This window comes from Caballeronia sp. LjRoot34 (assembly GCF_964253815.1).
Classification (GTDB): Bacteria; Pseudomonadota; Gammaproteobacteria; order Burkholderiales; family Burkholderiaceae; genus Caballeronia.
This window is the reverse complement of record NZ_CAXUSB020000004.1, coordinates 11,898-26,568: the sequence shown is the minus strand read 5'-3', so window position 1 is coordinate 26,568 and position 14,671 is coordinate 11,898. Positions and strand designations below refer to the sequence as shown.

The 14,671-nt window shown below is 59.0% G+C and carries 13 protein-coding genes; 9 read left to right on the top strand and 4 right to left on the bottom strand.

Annotated elements, in window-relative coordinates; translation table 11 throughout:
- The first annotated feature begins 33 nt into the window (after nucleotides 1–33).
- On the top strand, nucleotides 34–963 hold the full coding sequence (locus ACSQ36_RS40455; protein WP_436186521.1) for a flagellar brake protein: 930 nt from the start codon (nucleotides 34–36) through the stop codon (nucleotides 961–963).
- A 386-nt stretch (nucleotides 964–1,349) separates the two neighbouring features.
- Here ACSQ36_RS40455 and ACSQ36_RS40450 read toward each other — a convergent pair whose 3' ends face one another.
- Complete coding sequence (locus ACSQ36_RS40450; protein WP_436186520.1) at nucleotides 1,350–1,649, bottom strand: ATP-binding protein; 300 nt, start codon at nucleotides 1,647–1,649, stop codon at nucleotides 1,350–1,352.
- A gap of 350 nt (nucleotides 1,650–1,999) precedes the next feature.
- On the opposite strand from ACSQ36_RS40450, the gene ACSQ36_RS40445 reads away from it, so the two are divergent.
- The 4 genes from ACSQ36_RS40445 (at nucleotide 2,000) to ACSQ36_RS40430 (ending at nucleotide 6,247) form a co-directional block, all read left to right on the top strand.
- A complete protein-coding gene (locus ACSQ36_RS40445; protein WP_436186519.1) occupies nucleotides 2,000–2,602 on the top strand; it encodes a LemA family protein in 603 nt (200 codons plus the stop codon).
- A 572-nt stretch (nucleotides 2,603–3,174) separates the two neighbouring features.
- Nucleotides 3,175–3,795, top strand: coding sequence for a LemA family protein (locus ACSQ36_RS40440; RefSeq protein ID WP_436186518.1), 621 nt, complete (start codon nucleotides 3,175–3,177; stop codon nucleotides 3,793–3,795).
- Nucleotides 3,792–4,652, top strand: coding sequence for a TPM domain-containing protein (locus tag ACSQ36_RS40435; protein WP_436186517.1), 861 nt, complete (start codon nucleotides 3,792–3,794; stop codon nucleotides 4,650–4,652). Before ACSQ36_RS40440 ends, ACSQ36_RS40435 begins: the two co-directional genes overlap by 4 nt.
- 98 nt (nucleotides 4,653–4,750) lie before the next feature.
- Entirely contained in the window at nucleotides 4,751–6,247 is a 1,497-nt protein-coding gene (locus ACSQ36_RS40430; protein ID WP_436186516.1) for a hypothetical protein, read from the top strand.
- A gap of 231 nt (nucleotides 6,248–6,478) precedes the next feature.
- On the opposite strand, the gene relB is transcribed toward ACSQ36_RS40430, so the two are convergent.
- The 3 genes from relB to ACSQ36_RS40415 form a co-directional block, all read right to left on the bottom strand.
- Complete coding sequence (relB, locus tag ACSQ36_RS40425) at nucleotides 6,479–6,655, bottom strand: type II toxin-antitoxin system RelB family antitoxin (protein ID WP_436186515.1); 177 nt, start codon at nucleotides 6,653–6,655, stop codon at nucleotides 6,479–6,481.
- 169 nt (nucleotides 6,656–6,824) lie between these two features.
- Entirely contained in the window at nucleotides 6,825–7,538 is a 714-nt protein-coding gene (locus ACSQ36_RS40420) for a GntR family transcriptional regulator (RefSeq protein WP_436186514.1), read from the bottom strand.
- Nucleotides 7,539–8,148: 610 nt separating this feature from the next.
- Nucleotides 8,149–9,588: a hypothetical protein gene (locus ACSQ36_RS40415; protein WP_436186513.1), complete on the bottom strand. Its 1,440-nt coding sequence runs from the start codon at nucleotides 9,586–9,588 to the stop codon at nucleotides 8,149–8,151.
- Nucleotides 9,589–10,054: 466 nt separating this feature from the next.
- Between ACSQ36_RS40415 and ACSQ36_RS40410 the strand changes: the two genes are divergently transcribed.
- Genes ACSQ36_RS40410 through ACSQ36_RS40395 form a run of 4 tightly spaced genes read left to right on the top strand, consistent with a single transcriptional unit; the run spans nucleotide 10,055 to nucleotide 14,623 of the window.
- The gene (locus tag ACSQ36_RS40410; RefSeq protein ID WP_436186512.1) at nucleotides 10,055–11,992 is read left to right on the top strand and encodes a PEP-utilizing enzyme; all 1,938 of its coding nucleotides are present in this window, start codon (nucleotides 10,055–10,057) and stop codon (nucleotides 11,990–11,992) included.
- Nucleotides 11,985–13,088: a PEP/pyruvate-binding domain-containing protein gene (locus ACSQ36_RS40405; RefSeq protein ID WP_436186511.1), complete on the top strand. Its 1,104-nt coding sequence runs from the start codon at nucleotides 11,985–11,987 to the stop codon at nucleotides 13,086–13,088. The genes ACSQ36_RS40410 and ACSQ36_RS40405 overlap by 8 nt, the downstream gene beginning before the upstream one ends.
- Nucleotides 13,085–13,948 carry an FAD binding domain-containing protein gene (locus ACSQ36_RS40400; RefSeq protein ID WP_436186510.1) on the top strand — a complete coding sequence of 288 codons (864 nt, stop codon included), beginning with the start codon at nucleotides 13,085–13,087 and terminating at the stop codon, nucleotides 13,946–13,948. The genes ACSQ36_RS40405 and ACSQ36_RS40400 overlap by 4 nt, the downstream gene beginning before the upstream one ends.
- Before the next feature lie 24 nt (nucleotides 13,949–13,972).
- Nucleotides 13,973–14,623 (top strand): CoxG family protein, encoded by a 651-nt coding sequence (locus tag ACSQ36_RS40395; protein ID WP_436186509.1) that lies wholly within the window; start codon nucleotides 13,973–13,975, stop codon nucleotides 14,621–14,623.
- The last annotated feature ends 48 nt before the right edge of the window (nucleotides 14,624–14,671 follow it).

Sequence of the window (14,671 nt, the reverse complement as noted above, 5' to 3'; positions counted from 1 at the left end):
TGGTCACTCCCTAGACCGTTCCCCGCGCCTACTATGACTGACGATCATGCTTTGCCAAAGCCTCCGCCGCGCAGCCGTCTTGCACCCGCCGACGTTCCAGTCCACGAGCCGCTCGGATGGTCTATTGTTACTGCAGATGGCACGCTGTTGTTCGAAGCCGGTACTACCGTAACGAGCCTCGCGGCGCACACATTCCTGTTTGAGAACTTCGAACCGCACAAGCTTGAACAGGTGAGTCGAGATGACGCGAGTGATTCGACGGAGACGGATCATGCACGGGGCGGAGTGCTGGGGAGCGAGACAGCAGGGCATCTCACACTCAACGATATCGGCCTGAAAATCGGTGCGCGACTAGGTTTGCGCGGGGCGCCGGGAGCCGCCATGTATTCGAGTCGCGTGATCGGTTTTTCCACGCCGGGACCCCACCGTGCCGCCGCGGTGTTCATCACGCAACCCTTGATGACAGGTCATCCGCCGCTGGCTTTGACAAGCGGCGAGAATGTCGAGCTTATCGCACTGACAACGCGATCAGTGTTCCAGTTTGCCTGCACCGTCGATGCCGTATGCTGCGATCCGTTTCCCTATCTCGTATTGTCGGAGCCAGGAACCATTCGCCGATTGCGGGCCCGAAAATTCGTGCGCGTGTCCGCGCGGCTGCCAGCCCGTTTTTCCCCCGCGGGCAGCGAGGAGCGCATCCCTCAACTTGGCTTGATTCGCGACATTAGTCCCTTTGGCCTGTCGCTAGCCGTCGCTGAGCCGCACGCCAAGCTAACCGACCGGCTCCACTTGTCATTTCGTTTCAACACGGACGGTACAGACGTCAACATCGACTGCCCCGCGATTGTACGGCACGTACAGGAGGTTGACGCACAGGGTGTCAACGGCGCCTATGGATTGGAGTTTGAGAAGCTCGAACCGTCCCAGCGGATTGCATTAAAGTCGTTCATGGCCGAACAGATTTGACATCAAAACCGCGTGTGGGAACCAGAAAATTCAAGTGGAAGTAAGAAAGTCATGGCGCATCTGCGGCCCATACCTCATCGATTGTGCTTGAGAGTCGGGAACAACCCGGCCCCTTTTAAGAGATGGGGCGGCGACGAGCTGGTCGACGCAGTGTCTTTGAGGGTGACCTGATTCACCGGACAGAGCTCTATACCGCGAAGCCTCGGCGATCCAGGTGGCTTGATCTGTTATCGTCGGAACGTGAAGAGGATTGTGTGAAGTCACACGGTCTGCGGGTTAGCGAAGTAATGACCTTAGATGTTATTTCGGGTGACGAGGCGACTCATGTAGACGGTTGCTAACCTACTGGAGGTTCTGGGCTCATCGGGCGCCTGTTGGGACCGCTTCTATTGGACACGGTGCGCACAACGCAAATAAAGAGTGACTTGCGTACCTTCCCCGGGCACGCTGGTGATCAAGCAATCGCCACCCATTTGTCGACCGAACCGGCAAACCATGCGAAGCCCGGGTCGGGTGCCTTTACCCCGAGGCTTGGTCGTGAAGAAAGGATCTGTCGATCTCGCCAGAACCTCTAGGGACATGCCTACCCCGGTATCCGTAATTGCGACTATTGCGTGATTACGGCGGCTCTGATGTGCAAATAGCGGGGGCTCGTGGTCGGCATGCTCCGCTTGATGGACCGTCACTCTCCCAGAGACGTGGGTCTCGCCGCCTCAGTCATGCTCCTTCTGCAATGACGCTTGATTCAAGTCAACCGGGGCTGGCGCGAAGCACCGATGATGAGTTCCGTACATTTGCAAGCCAAGCGATGTTGGATGCGAATAATTGACGGAAGAACATGTCAGTCGGGTGGGGAGTATCTGTAACGCTCGCTTCGGCTAGACGCGCGTCGCCAACGCTTGTCGAAGCATATCGTCACCAGTAGAAGTCCGACGGACGCGACGAGCTTGAGTCGGCAGCCCTGAACGCTCGCGGGTCAACACGTCGGTAGAGGTCCTGCCGTCGCAGCGCTGCCCCAACGTCAATGGAAACCAAGATGAAAAAGCATCGGGTTATGGTCGCTTTTTTTGTTTCTCTGCTAGTCAGCGCATGTGGGGCAAACATCGCCCCACCTAGTGACGCTGACGTGAAAGTGGGGCTCGCGGATGTGCTCGATCAGTACACGCATCGCGTCGATAGCTCACGAGAATTGATCCACATGGTACGCGTGACGGGAGTGCGCCAGAAGTTCGACCTTGCATCCGTCGAAGCCGCTTGTTCTGAGGCATCGCAGGCGGCCGCTAGGGATATCTCGAACGACAAGGTTGCCTTCGAAAAAGAGGAGGTGGCGCAACGACATTTGGCCGATTTGCTCTCCGGCCTCCTGGTCAGCCTCGACGAAAATCGGCGAATTCGGATCGATCCAGAATATGGACTTCTCAAGTCGAAGCTGTCGAATGGGGAAAAACAAATCAGCCGCGCGCGCGAACGCTATAACAGCGCGGCTCAGTCCTACAATGAAAAACTTCATTCATTGACACGCAGCCGCGATACGGGGGTTATGCACTACGTTGACAAACCGCTATTCGCCATGGCCGAAAGGACTGTGCATGCGCCGCGCCAAGATTTTGGCGCGCTGCGCGGCTCATTGCGAGTCTGATGCTCAACTACGTGATGACCTGCATAGCAGAAGCGCCTGTAACCTCGCGAGTGTTGAGTCAGTGCAGCGCGAGTACGCCTCGAGTGCCCAAAACCGCGAATAGCCACGTCTCAGTTGTCTCAATACATTCCGCACTGGATGCGGTTGCGCTCCGTGCACATGGCTCTCGCTTACTCCTGCAGTCACGTCAGCTTCCTGATTCGCCACAACAAAATACCTGCCTCGTGCTCGGTCGGTCCATCGGTGATCGAAATGTCACTGCTGGCTGATGTGCTGCCATCGCGACCCTTGCGACCCATGGCAGCTTCGGGAGTGGAATACGTTGCACAGACATCAAACCATTTGAGGAAACGGCAGAGAAGGCCGAGAGCGAGTGTGCGTCTCAATATCCATCGCTATCGAATTTTCGCCGGTCTCTCCTTTGATTTGGGTCAACGTACGCCAGGTCCTGCCGCGTAGGCTGAGGTTGCCTTCTCGACGATGCAGGAAAGCGGTCCGGGTTTGGATTTCACTGGGCCATGTCGTCGTCAGAGGCGTGTTAGTGGCAGTTGTCCGAAGAACAGGAAGGTCTAATGCGTACCCTATGTCTAACGTTACTTGCTTTCATCGTGCTATCCGTCTCCGGATGCGGCTACAACGCCATCCAGACTCAGGATGAGCAGGTGAAGGCAAGCTGGTCGGAGGTACTCAACCAGTACCAGCGTCGGGCCGACCTGGTTCCGAATCTCGTGAACACCGTGAAGGGCTACGCGAGTCAGGAACGAGAAGTGTTCATCAGCGTGACCAAGGCGCGAGCCCGAGTCGGTTCCCTGCAGGCGACTCCGGAGGTCCTGAACGACCCGCAGGCATTCGCGAAATTCGAATCGGCCCAGGCGCAGTTGTCGTCTTCACTATCGCGACTGCTCGTTGTGTCCGAGAACTACCCGCAGTTGAAGTCCGATGCCAACTTTCGTGACCTGCAGGCGCAGCTTGAAGGAACCGAAAACCGCATAGCCGTGGCGCGCAACCGCTATATAAAGGCAGTGCAAGGCTACAACACGACCGTGCGGTCATTTCCGTCCAATCTCACCGCGAGCATGTTCGGCTACAAGGAGAAACCAAATTTCTCGGTGTCGAACGAGGCAGAGATCGCGCGTCCTCCACTAGTTGATTTCAGCACAGCGCCCACGCCGGCCAGCGGAGCAGCCAATTGAACATCCTGACGTCCGCAAGCATGCTGCTGCTCGCCGTCCTCGCATTCTCGCCGTGCGTTGCGAGTGCGGAGGTGGCGATTCCGCCACTGACGACACACGTCACCGATGAGACGATCACGCTCACCAGCGAACAGCGTTTGGCGCTAGAGCAGACATTGCAGGCGTTTGAGGCCAAAAAGGGGAGCCAGATATCCGTCCTCATTGTGCCCACCACCCGGCCGGAAACCATTGAACAGTATTCGCTGCGCGTCGTTGATCAATGGAAGCTGGGACGCGGGCGTATCGACGATGGCGTGTTGCTGATCATCGCGAAGGACGACCGGACGCTGCGCATTGAAGTTGGCTACGGCCTCGAGGGGGCGCTCACCGATGCAACGAGCAGCCGTATCATCAACGAGACGATCGTTCCGAGATTTAAGCAGGGCGACTTTTACGGTGGTGTTGCGGCCGGCCTTGACCGCATCATGAGCGTCATTAATGGCGAACCTCTCCCGCGACCAGACCGACATGCAGGTGGCGCGTCCGAGCAACTCGCGCGCTATTTGCCCATTCTGTTCGTGCTCACCCTGGTCGCGGGCGGGGTGTGTCGGACGCTACTAGGACGGTTGCCCGGCTCTGTAGTGACCGGCGGCGCCGTCGCGGCGCTCGCGTGGATGTTATCGGGCGCGCTGCTCATCGCAGTAGTCGCGGGCGCGATCGCCTTCGCTTTCACGTTACTCGGCAGCGGTCTCGGCGCCTACGCAGGGGGGCGTGCTGTCGGCGGCCCGTCGGGCACATTCGGCAGCGGCGCCGGCCGCACAATCTTCCGGGGCGGTGGCGGCGGATTTGGCGGCGGTGGCGCATCGGGCAGGTGGTAGCCATGGACCTCAAGGCGAGGTTCAAAGCTGCGTTACACATGCGAGGGAGCGAAGAATAATGCGGGATAATGCGACCCCATTTTCAACGCCACGTCGCCATGAATTTATCCGTTTGCGCAGCCTCCATAAAACTGACTACCGACGACCGTAAGGTGATGGCCGTTCGGGCTTTGGCGGGCGCTGAACCGATCAGTGCGCTGGCCGCCCGGCACGGCGTGAGTCGTCCGTTGGTCTACCGGCAGATGGACAAGGCCCGCGCCGCGCTTGACGAGCTCTTTTCGCCGGCGCAGAGCGACAACGGCCAAGACAAGGTGCTGTTCTCGCTGCCGGTCACCAAACGATGGCTGGAGCAGGTCACCCTGGCGCTGACGATGGTTGCTCACGCCTCGATGCGCGGCGTCATGGAGTTCATGACTGATCTGCTGGGCGTGTCCATCAGTCTGGGCACCGTGCACAATATCCACCAACGGGCGGCGCAGCACGCCATCGTCATCAGAGACAGCGTTGAGCTGTCGGCGATCCGGGTGGGACTGCACGATGAGCTTTTTCAGGGCTCGCAGCCCGTGCTCGTCGGCATCGACGCCGCCTCGACCTATTGCTATCTGCTGGCCGCCGAAGACCATCGCGACGCCGACACCTGGGCCGTCCATCTGCTCGACCTGAAGGCGCGCGGACTGAATCCCGGTTACACGATTGCCGACGCCGGCACGGGTCTGCGCGCCGGCCAGAAACTCGCCTGGCCCGGCACTCCGTGTCATGGCGACGTGTTCCACATCTGTCAGCAGTTCGAAACCCTCGTCAACATCTGGGCACGCATCGCCAGCGGCGTACGCTCGCAACGCGAAGCACTCGAAGCCCGGCTCGCCAACCCGCGCCGGCGCTGCCAGGATCACCTGCTCGTGGCTGAGCTGGTCGCGCTTCGTCAGCTTGAAGCGCGCTCGTCTGAGCGGGCGGACGACCTGCGCACCCTCGCCCAGTGGCTCGAACGTGACATTCTGTCGCTGGCGGGTCCTGAGCGGGCCGCCCGTCAGGAGCTGTTCGACTTCATCGTCGATGAACTTCATCAACGTGAGCCTGAAGATCCATCACGCATCGGCACGATGCGCGTCGCCCTGCAGAACCAGCGCGACGACCTGCTCGCCTTCGTCGGCGTGCTCGATGACAAGCTGGCCGCTATCGCGCGCACGGCGGCAGTACCGGACTATCTGGTCCGCGCAACGTGCATGCTGCATCGCAAGCCCGACACCTCGGCTGCCTTCTGGCAAGGCTGGAACCGGCTGCATGCCGCTATGGGGCGCAAGTTCTACGGGGTCTGGACCGCGGTCTCGCAAGCCATGCAGAGCACGCCACGCAGCAGCTCGCTGGTTGAAAACCTCAACTCCCGGCTGCGCAACTGCCTGACGCTGCGGCGCCATCTGAACGGTAGCCGCGCCTGGCTGGGCCTGCTGCAGTTCTTCTTCAATCACCGTCGCTTCATGCGCAGCCGGTGCAGCGAGCGGATCGGCAAAAGTCCGCGTGAAGCGATGACCGGCCAGGACCATCCGCACTGGCTGACACTACTCGGACTCGGTCCGCTTCAGCCTCGGCAAAGTTGATCGCCTGAGGTCGAAAAACCTCAAATTGATTCGTATTCCATATTACGTCTGCCTGAAAACGCAGGACGAGTCAGCTCGTCTGTGTAACGCAAAAAACACGGGTTTTGAACCACGCCCAGCCCGCCGACCCCTGTTGCCTGAAGGGTCGATCCAGATAGATCCTGTCCATGATCATCCGATCGTGGACAGGATCTCACCAGATCTATACCGAACTATCCGGATCATCATGCCTTACGCGCACGCGGGATAGGGAATGGCCCTCGCGAGCCGATTACGTCCAGTCTCAGCCAGCGACGCTTCGACCTCGGCGCGAAACCAGCGATCGTATGCATCGGCTTCTTCGGCCGTGTCGAATTCGGAGATAAGGGGGTCGAGTGGGGTTGCCATGTCGATTACCGTTGTGTTCATCGATTCACCATAGCGCAAGCCAGATAGCGCGTCATTTTTCGCGCTAGTTGACATTTTGAGTTAACATAATCTTGAGATCACCGAAAAATACAACGCTTCTCTGATTTGTCGGGAAACCAAAGATTAAAGCTGGTGCGACGTTGCCCTCGGACATCGCGAAAAGGTGTTTCTAAAGCGACGACGACAAATGCTGGATAGCCAAGTCGCTCGACTTATTCACATGCTCAGCCATGAGCCATTTGGCTAAAGCATAATCGCCATTATTGATTGCGTTGAATATCGACTCATGCTGTATTTGAGCCTGCTTTAGCTGGTCCTCGGTATAGGCATACCGTGACCGATGGGTGATCGTCACTGCCAATACTTGCCGGGTAATCGTCATCAGCATTTGGCTGCCGGCCGCCGCCGAAATGGCTTCATGAAACTCGAGGTCAGCCTGCGCCTGTTCCAGAGAAGTGGAGGTGGCATCAAGATGCTGGTATCTCACTAAAGCGCTGCGCACTTTTTCGAGTTGAACCGGATCATTATTCTTTGCCGCACATTCAGCCGAAAAGCTCTCGAGAACGCCGCGCAGCGAATAGATGTTGCGAATGTCTTCGAGGGAGAAATGAGCCACGCATCCGCTGCGATTATGATTCAGCGTGACAAGGCCTTCTCCCTGCAGTACGAAAAGCGCCTCGCGAACGGGTGTGCGGCTGACATTGAGCTCTTCTGCCAGCATCCGTTCGCGTATTGGCATGCCTTGTTTCAATACGCCAGAAAGAATAGCTTTGCGAATGACGTAGGCTAGGTTTTCGCTCAACCGTTTCGAAGCAGAGCCGCGACTCGAATGCTGGACCGATTCGAATTCGGCATACAGCTCCTTGAAGTAGTCATACTGCATAGACAGTCACATTTTCCATGAATGGTCTATAAGCTTAACACCTTCTACAGACCGTCACTAGCAATCCACCGGGCGTCCAAACGGGGTGCTGGTGTTAATTTTGGCGAGACTCGAAATCCCAGGAAATTAAGTAGACGTCGCACGGCAAGTTTAGTGGTCGGTTTTCCGCAAGCGAACGCTTTGGGGCCGGCGAGGTAACGTCCACTCTGTACTTCGGTTCCCTGGGTCAGAAGGTTTGCATACTTTCGCCTCGGTTGAAATCCTTGAGAGTGAGGCGCTGCGGGCCGCATGAGTCGGGTCGACCATAGCGGTCCTGCCGCCGGCACTACGCGGATTCACCGAGATTTTCAAAGTGCCGACCGCGCGAGCTGTGAGCGGAGCATGTATCACCTTGCAGCCACTCTGCAAATGCACGCGCGACCGTCGCTTTGTCGTTCGCTATCCAAGTCGAGCGTCGCGGCGCGCGGCCCTTGCCGGGCCGGCCCACACCGCTCCCACCTCCGAGTCGCAGCTCGCGTGCAGCCTGGATCGAGGTTCCTCGGCCGCGAGAGTGGAACCCGGCAAATCCGGGTTCCCAAATAACCACCTCTTCGGCGGAAGTGGTCCGAGCTTAAGTTGCCCGTACCCCCTTGCCGGGCTGTATGCTGCTGAGGCCGGCCGGCGCATCAAATGCCGGGTTGCCTAAGCCTTCTCGAATGCTCGTCGGCTCAATGTCGTTACCGTGACAGCTGATATTCCAGTGAAACATATCGAGGCCAACGACTTCAACGTCTCGGGAGATACGCAGCGCGCGGAATTTTTCGAAGACGAGGCATAGCAAGAAGGCGGGGATTCCGGATACCGCCATCGTTGTGATGACTCCCGCCAATTGCCACCACGGCGTGATCTGCGCATGCCCGACGGCATATTCCCCGGTGAGTCCCGGAAAGCCGCCCGTGGCCGTACCCCAGTGCGTGAAGCCGACCAGCACAGCCCCTACGATGCCAGGACCCAGAGCCAATGGTACAACCTTCGGTTCGTCGATACCCAGCCGATGCACGAGCTTCGCGGTGGCAAGCGCTACGAACGGGCCGGCGGCGCCGAACAGCAGGCTTTCCAGCGGAGTTCCAATGTCAAAGAGGGTGCTTCCCATCACTGTCCCTGCGATCGGACCAAGGAATACCCAACGAGGATCGCGCAGCCGATAGCCAATCAGCGCGCCAGCGATCCCTCCCGCCATTAATGCGCTAAACAGGTTGATCAAGATCAGGCCAAGGCCGGTCCGCGTAAGTGATATGCCGTAGACACCGTCGCCGGGCACAATGAAAGTCGATCCGAGCGCGATAAATGGCAAGGCGAAAAGGATGAACAGAACGCCGGCAGCGACCAATCCATGATTGCTTGGCGTCGGTTGGATTCCTTCAGGATCCCGCGCAAGGGCGCCGCGACGAGGCCCAAGGCGCCACGCAAGCACGAGCGACCATGTGCCGGCGAAGATGTACAGCGGGAAACACCCTTCGAAGTCGTGTACGCCTCGATTTGTCAAGGGCGAGAGCGGTCCCCAGCAGAGATACCCCACAAGCGGGGACAGCACCAGCCCGACGAAGAACGCCATCGTGTATAGCGCTTTACTCTTGATCCGTTCGATCGCACTACTATGGATCAAGGCCATGGTCGCCATCGAGAATGTGATGAAGAACACGACGAAGACCTGAAGGACATCGGCCCCAGGGAAATGCTCCGGATCGAGGTAGACGGATGGCGAACTGATAGCACTACCTCCGACCCACCATGCTTTCAGCGCCGCCGACAGCGGGTTGGGCGCCTGGAACGCCTGTTCGAATTGCAGATCCCAGAGCGCGTACCCGAACAACAACGTGCTAGCCCCGCCGATCATGACTGCCGTCATCTTCTGCACCCACGTATCCAGTACATTGCGCGCCCTGGCCAACCCCGAGTCGATGAAGCCGAGCCCGAGAACGACAAGAAGCACGCTAACGGCCCCGACCAGGTAAATGAACGTGAGCAGTATTTCGTTCGTCGACACTTGCTCGTGAAAAATTTTCAGCACGGCTTGCTCCTTAAAATTGATGTCACCTTAGGAAAGGTCACGCTACCAACGCGTGCTCAACCGCGGATCAACGGGCAGCGTATCCGCACCACGCCAGTGCAGAGATGACTCAAGCCCGGTTTTTCACGGCATTCGCATCGGGTCCTCATGCCCTGAAATCGGGCATTTGGCATACCATTTGTGATTGAATTGCTCTTTTTGCCGATGAGCCAGGAATACAACTCCCCGCGCGTTCCACGCCACCTAAGGCCGATAAAGTGTTGAATTGGTACAACAACCTAGCGTTGGTGAGATTAAACGGGAATTTTACAAACATGGCTAGGTCGCCATAAATGGTATACCGTATAAATTGTGAGCTACATGAGGGAAATCACTGCTTGAGTGATGTTTCAATCGGTATACCATTCCGAAAACTTTACTTCTCCAGTCGCCCAGCTTCCAGGCCCGGTGCTACCCGACCGCAAAAGTGGTTACGCCGACGGTTTGCGCAGAGCAGACGACTGCCCCCAACGCATCGAAAAAAAGAGGAAACCGCATGATGGAAAAAGAACCCGCAGCATCACCTCCAGCGAAGCGCCAGTTTCTTAGTCCGTTTGCTGTACCCACTCCGGAAGGAGCAGAGGGATGGCAGGAGATGTATCCCTATTACGCGCGAATCAGTTCGGAGCGGCGGACGATGGAGGAGGACAAGCTTTGGTATTTCGACGGGATGCACAACCCGGAGCCGCTGTATCCGTTCGACACCATCATGACCGAGAACTGGTGGGTGGCGGCCAGCCAGATGACCACGCGGGTCTGGCCTATTCCACTCGCACTTGGCATCGATCAACGGATCATCAACGGCTATCTGTATGTCAGCCCGAACTCGATTGATGACCCGGAGGAAATAAGCCGGCGTGCGGAGCAATTTAACGTTCGTGCGGGGCACTACTACGAGAATTGGGACACGATCTATACGGAGTGGATAGAAAAGGCTAAGGACTGCATAGCGCGCCTGAAAGCTATCACGTTTGAGCCCTTGCCCCAGATCGAGCCACTCGAGAATGTCTTTAATCATCGTGGCGTCTATTCGTCCCACGATCTGCTGAGCGCCTATAGTCGGCTGATCGAAAACCTTTTCGAAATGGGTTCGTACCATTTCGAAATGCTGAACCTCGGATATGGCGCCTATCTGACGTTCCGCGAATTCTGCCACGACGCCTTTCCCGGCATTAGCGACCAGACCATCACCAACATGGTGTCTGGCATCGATATCCTGTTGTTCAGACCCGACGATGAACTTCGCGGCCTGGCGCAACTTGCCACCGAACTGCATCTCGACGACGTGCTCCTGGAGCACGAGGATCCGGAAAAAGCATTGGCCGCCATCGCGCACGCGCAAAATGGCAACCGTTGGCTAGAGGCTTATGAAAAAGCCAAGGATCCGTGGTTCTGGTACTCCACGGGTATCGGTTATACCCATTCGGATCCGGTCTGGATCAGTGATCCTCGTCTGCCGTTCGTTGCCATGCGCGGCTATATCAATGCGCTGCGTCGTGGCGAAGATATTCGGCGTCCGCTGGACGCCATCCTCGAAACGCGTACCAAGGTGACCGCGGAATATCGCGACCTGCTTCCCACCGATGCGGATCGTGAAGCCTTCGACGGTCTGGTCGAGCTAGCCCGCAAGGTGTACCCGTATGTCGAAGACCACAATTTTTATGTGGAGCACTGGCATCACTCGGTGTTTTGGTCGAAGGTCCGCGAATTGGGCGATGTCTTCGTCGCGCACAACTTCTTCGATGACCGCGACGACATCTTCTACCTGCACCGCAACGAAATCTATGACGCCCTGTATGACCTGTTGATCGGCTGGGCCGTGAGCACGCCTGCGCGCGGCGAGGTCTATTGGCGGCCGATCATCGCCGAGCGTAAGCGGATTCGCGACGCGCTCTGCAAGTGGTCTCCGCCGCCGGCGCTGGGCGTACCGCCTGAGTCCATCACCGAACCGCTGACCATCATGCTGTGGGGCATCACCCAGGAAACGATTCAGGAGTGGCTCGGGGTGGATGCGACGGCGGTCGGCAACGAGCTGCGCGGCGTTGCTGCATCGGCGGGCAAGGCGACCGGACGAGCTCGCGTCATTACCGAATCAGCGCAACTGTACGACCTGCAGGAGGGCGAAATCCTGGTCTGCAGAATTACCGCGCCGAGCTGGGCCCCGGTGTTCCAGCGCGTCGCTGCAGCCGTGTCGGATGTCGGCGGCATGATGGCCCACACCGCGATCATTTCCCGTGAATACGGCCTTCCCGCCGTGGTCGGTACCGGTTTCGCCACGGTCGCCATTCGTACCGGCGACCTGATCGAGGTGGATGGTTACAAAGGCACTGTGCGCATTCTCGAAGGAGGCAGCAACCATGAATAACACTCCGTCCATTCTCTGGCTAGACGATCCGTCTGCTTCGGGCAACCCGCTGCTTGGCGGAAAATTCGCCAATCTGGCCGAGATGACCGCGGCGGGGTTTGCCGTGCCGACCGGGTTTGGCGTCACGACGGCGGCCTATCGGCACTTCATGACCGCCAACGGCCTGGCGGACGAGGCACGCCGAATCAGCGAAGCGTCGGCTGGTCTCAAGCTGTCGGAGATCAAGGGAGAAACAGCGCACCTGCTCGAAGGAATCGCCACCGCGCCAATGCCTGCCGATCTCGAGGCGCAGATCAGGGGAGGCTATGCCGAGCTGGAGCAGAGGACCGGCGTCTCGGCGCTCCCGGTCGCGGTCCGCTCCAGCGGCGAATCAGAAGACCTGGCGGGTGCGAGCTTCGCCGGTCAGTACGACACCTTTCTGTGGATATGCGGGGCCGATGCTGTGCTTGAGCATATCCGGGCTTGCTGGGCGGGCATGTTTGGCGAGGCGGTGCTGTCCTATCGCGTCGATGGTCAGACGGTCATCGCCACCGGCGACTATGGCATGTGCGTGGGTATCCAGCAGATGGTGCAGGCACGGGCCGCCGGTGTGATGTTCACGCTCAATCCGCTTAACGGCGACAGGTCCAAGGTGGTCATGGAGGCCTGTTGGGGACTGGGCGAAGGGGTGGTCAAGGGTGATATCACCCCGGCGCAGTTCGTGGTCGACAAGGTGACCCTGGAGATTGTCGGTCGGAAGTGGACGCCGCAGACGGAGGAATACCGCTTTGTTCCCGACACGGGGACGGTGGGCCTCGTTCCTATCGCGTCCGAACGGTGCGACGTCGTTTGCCTGGAAAACGACCACGTGCAGCAGCTGGCGACATTGGCTAAACATATCGAGCGGGTGCGGGGTGCGCCGCAGGACATCGAATGGGCGGTCAGCGAGCAAGGCGAAATGCGTGTTCTCCAGGTCCGCCCTGAAACCGTGTGGAGCCGCAAGGAGGTATCGCCCCTGATCAGTACGGCCCGATCGCCGGTCGGCCACGTGCTGGCTCGCTTGAGCGGCACACGCGTGACGAAGCAATCCGTCGGCGCCGAGGAAGGCAAATTGTGAAGGCGGCTGATTTCGTTTACTTCCGCGCCACCTCGGTCGCTGAAGCGGTCAACTATCTCAGCGAGTACCCCGGCGAGTCGCGCGTGATTGCGGGTGGTCAGAGCCTCATGCCGATGCTCAACATGCGCCTTTGGCGGCTGTCGGCCCTGGTCGACATTAACCATGTGCCGGAGTTGGGACGACTGGAGGTGAAGGGCGAGGAGACCGTTGCCGGCGCGCTGTTACGCCATGCGGCGCTGGAAACTTCGTCGCTCGCAGCCGAGCGGCTGCCACTTCTGGCCTCTATGGTGAAGTTCGTCGGCGACCGGCAGGTGCGTAACCGCGGCACCATCGGCGGAAGTCTGGTGCAGGCCGACCCGACCGGCGAGATGCCGCTCGGGTGCCTGGTGCTCGGTGCCAGAGTCAGGGTGCAGGGACCCGGCGGTGTGCGGGAAATCCCGATGGAAACCTTCTACGAAGGTTCCTACGCGACCACCCTGGAATTCGACGAGGTGCTGACGGAGATCGTTTTCCCCAAGCACCCGCAGCATTTCGCGTTCATGGAGTTCGCTCGCCGGCATGGCGACTTTTGCGTCCTGTCCGTCGCCGCCACGGGCAACCGTTCGCCCGATGGACGTTGGCGCGACCTGCGCTTGGGGCTCGGCGGTGTCAGTGATACGCCCGTACTCGCAATGGAAGCGGCAGCGCTGCTCGAGGGTAGCCGGCTCACCGATGACGACATCGCAGCGGCGGCGCAAGCGGCCCTGGCTGTCATCGACCCGGCGAGCGACATACGGGCGAGTGCCGAGTACCGGGCTCATCTCGTGCCGGTTTATGTGCGGCGGGTTTTGCAGAAACTCCGTAATCGCGCACCAGCCTGACGGCCACACAAGAAGGAGTAACAGGTGAAATACGAGCAGGAATTTCGCGTGGAAGAAGAGGTCGAGAAAGTTTGGGCGTTCTTCGAGCAGTTCGAGCGGGTGGCGCACTGCATTCCCGGGGTACAGAAAGCGGAGGTTATCGATGCTGACAATCTCATCGTTGTACTGACTCAAAGGCTTGGGCCGATGGCCGCCACGTTCGAGGCGAAGGTGCAGATTACCGAGCGCATCGAGCGCCAAAAAATCGAATTCGCCTCGACCGGTAAAGCCGTGCGCGGTGCAATCGGAAACTTTCGTAGTACGAACACCGTATTGCTGACCGGGGAAGGAGGACATACGCGCGTCCTGGTAGCGGGCGACGTCGCGCTTGGCGGGGCGCTCGGCAGCGTTGGCCAGAAGGTGATCGCCAAGCAAGCCGAAAAGGCGACGACCGAGTTCTCCAGGAATCTGGAGTTGATCCTGTCAGGCAAGGGGCCTTCTGACAGTGGCAAACCCGAGGCTGCGGGTTCAGCCTCCGATGCCACTCGGAGCAGCGCCACCCCGATGGAAGTCGACGCTCCCCGTAACGCCGTGCTGACGCCCGTCGCTGCCAGTGACCTGTGGCCGAAGGTTTCCGCGGCGCTTAGCGGGGCCGCGTTCATCGTCAGCTTGATCGTCTTGTGGCACGTGACTTGAGAACTCGCGAGCGCCATGCGTTTCCGACAACTCCGCCGGATAACAGAT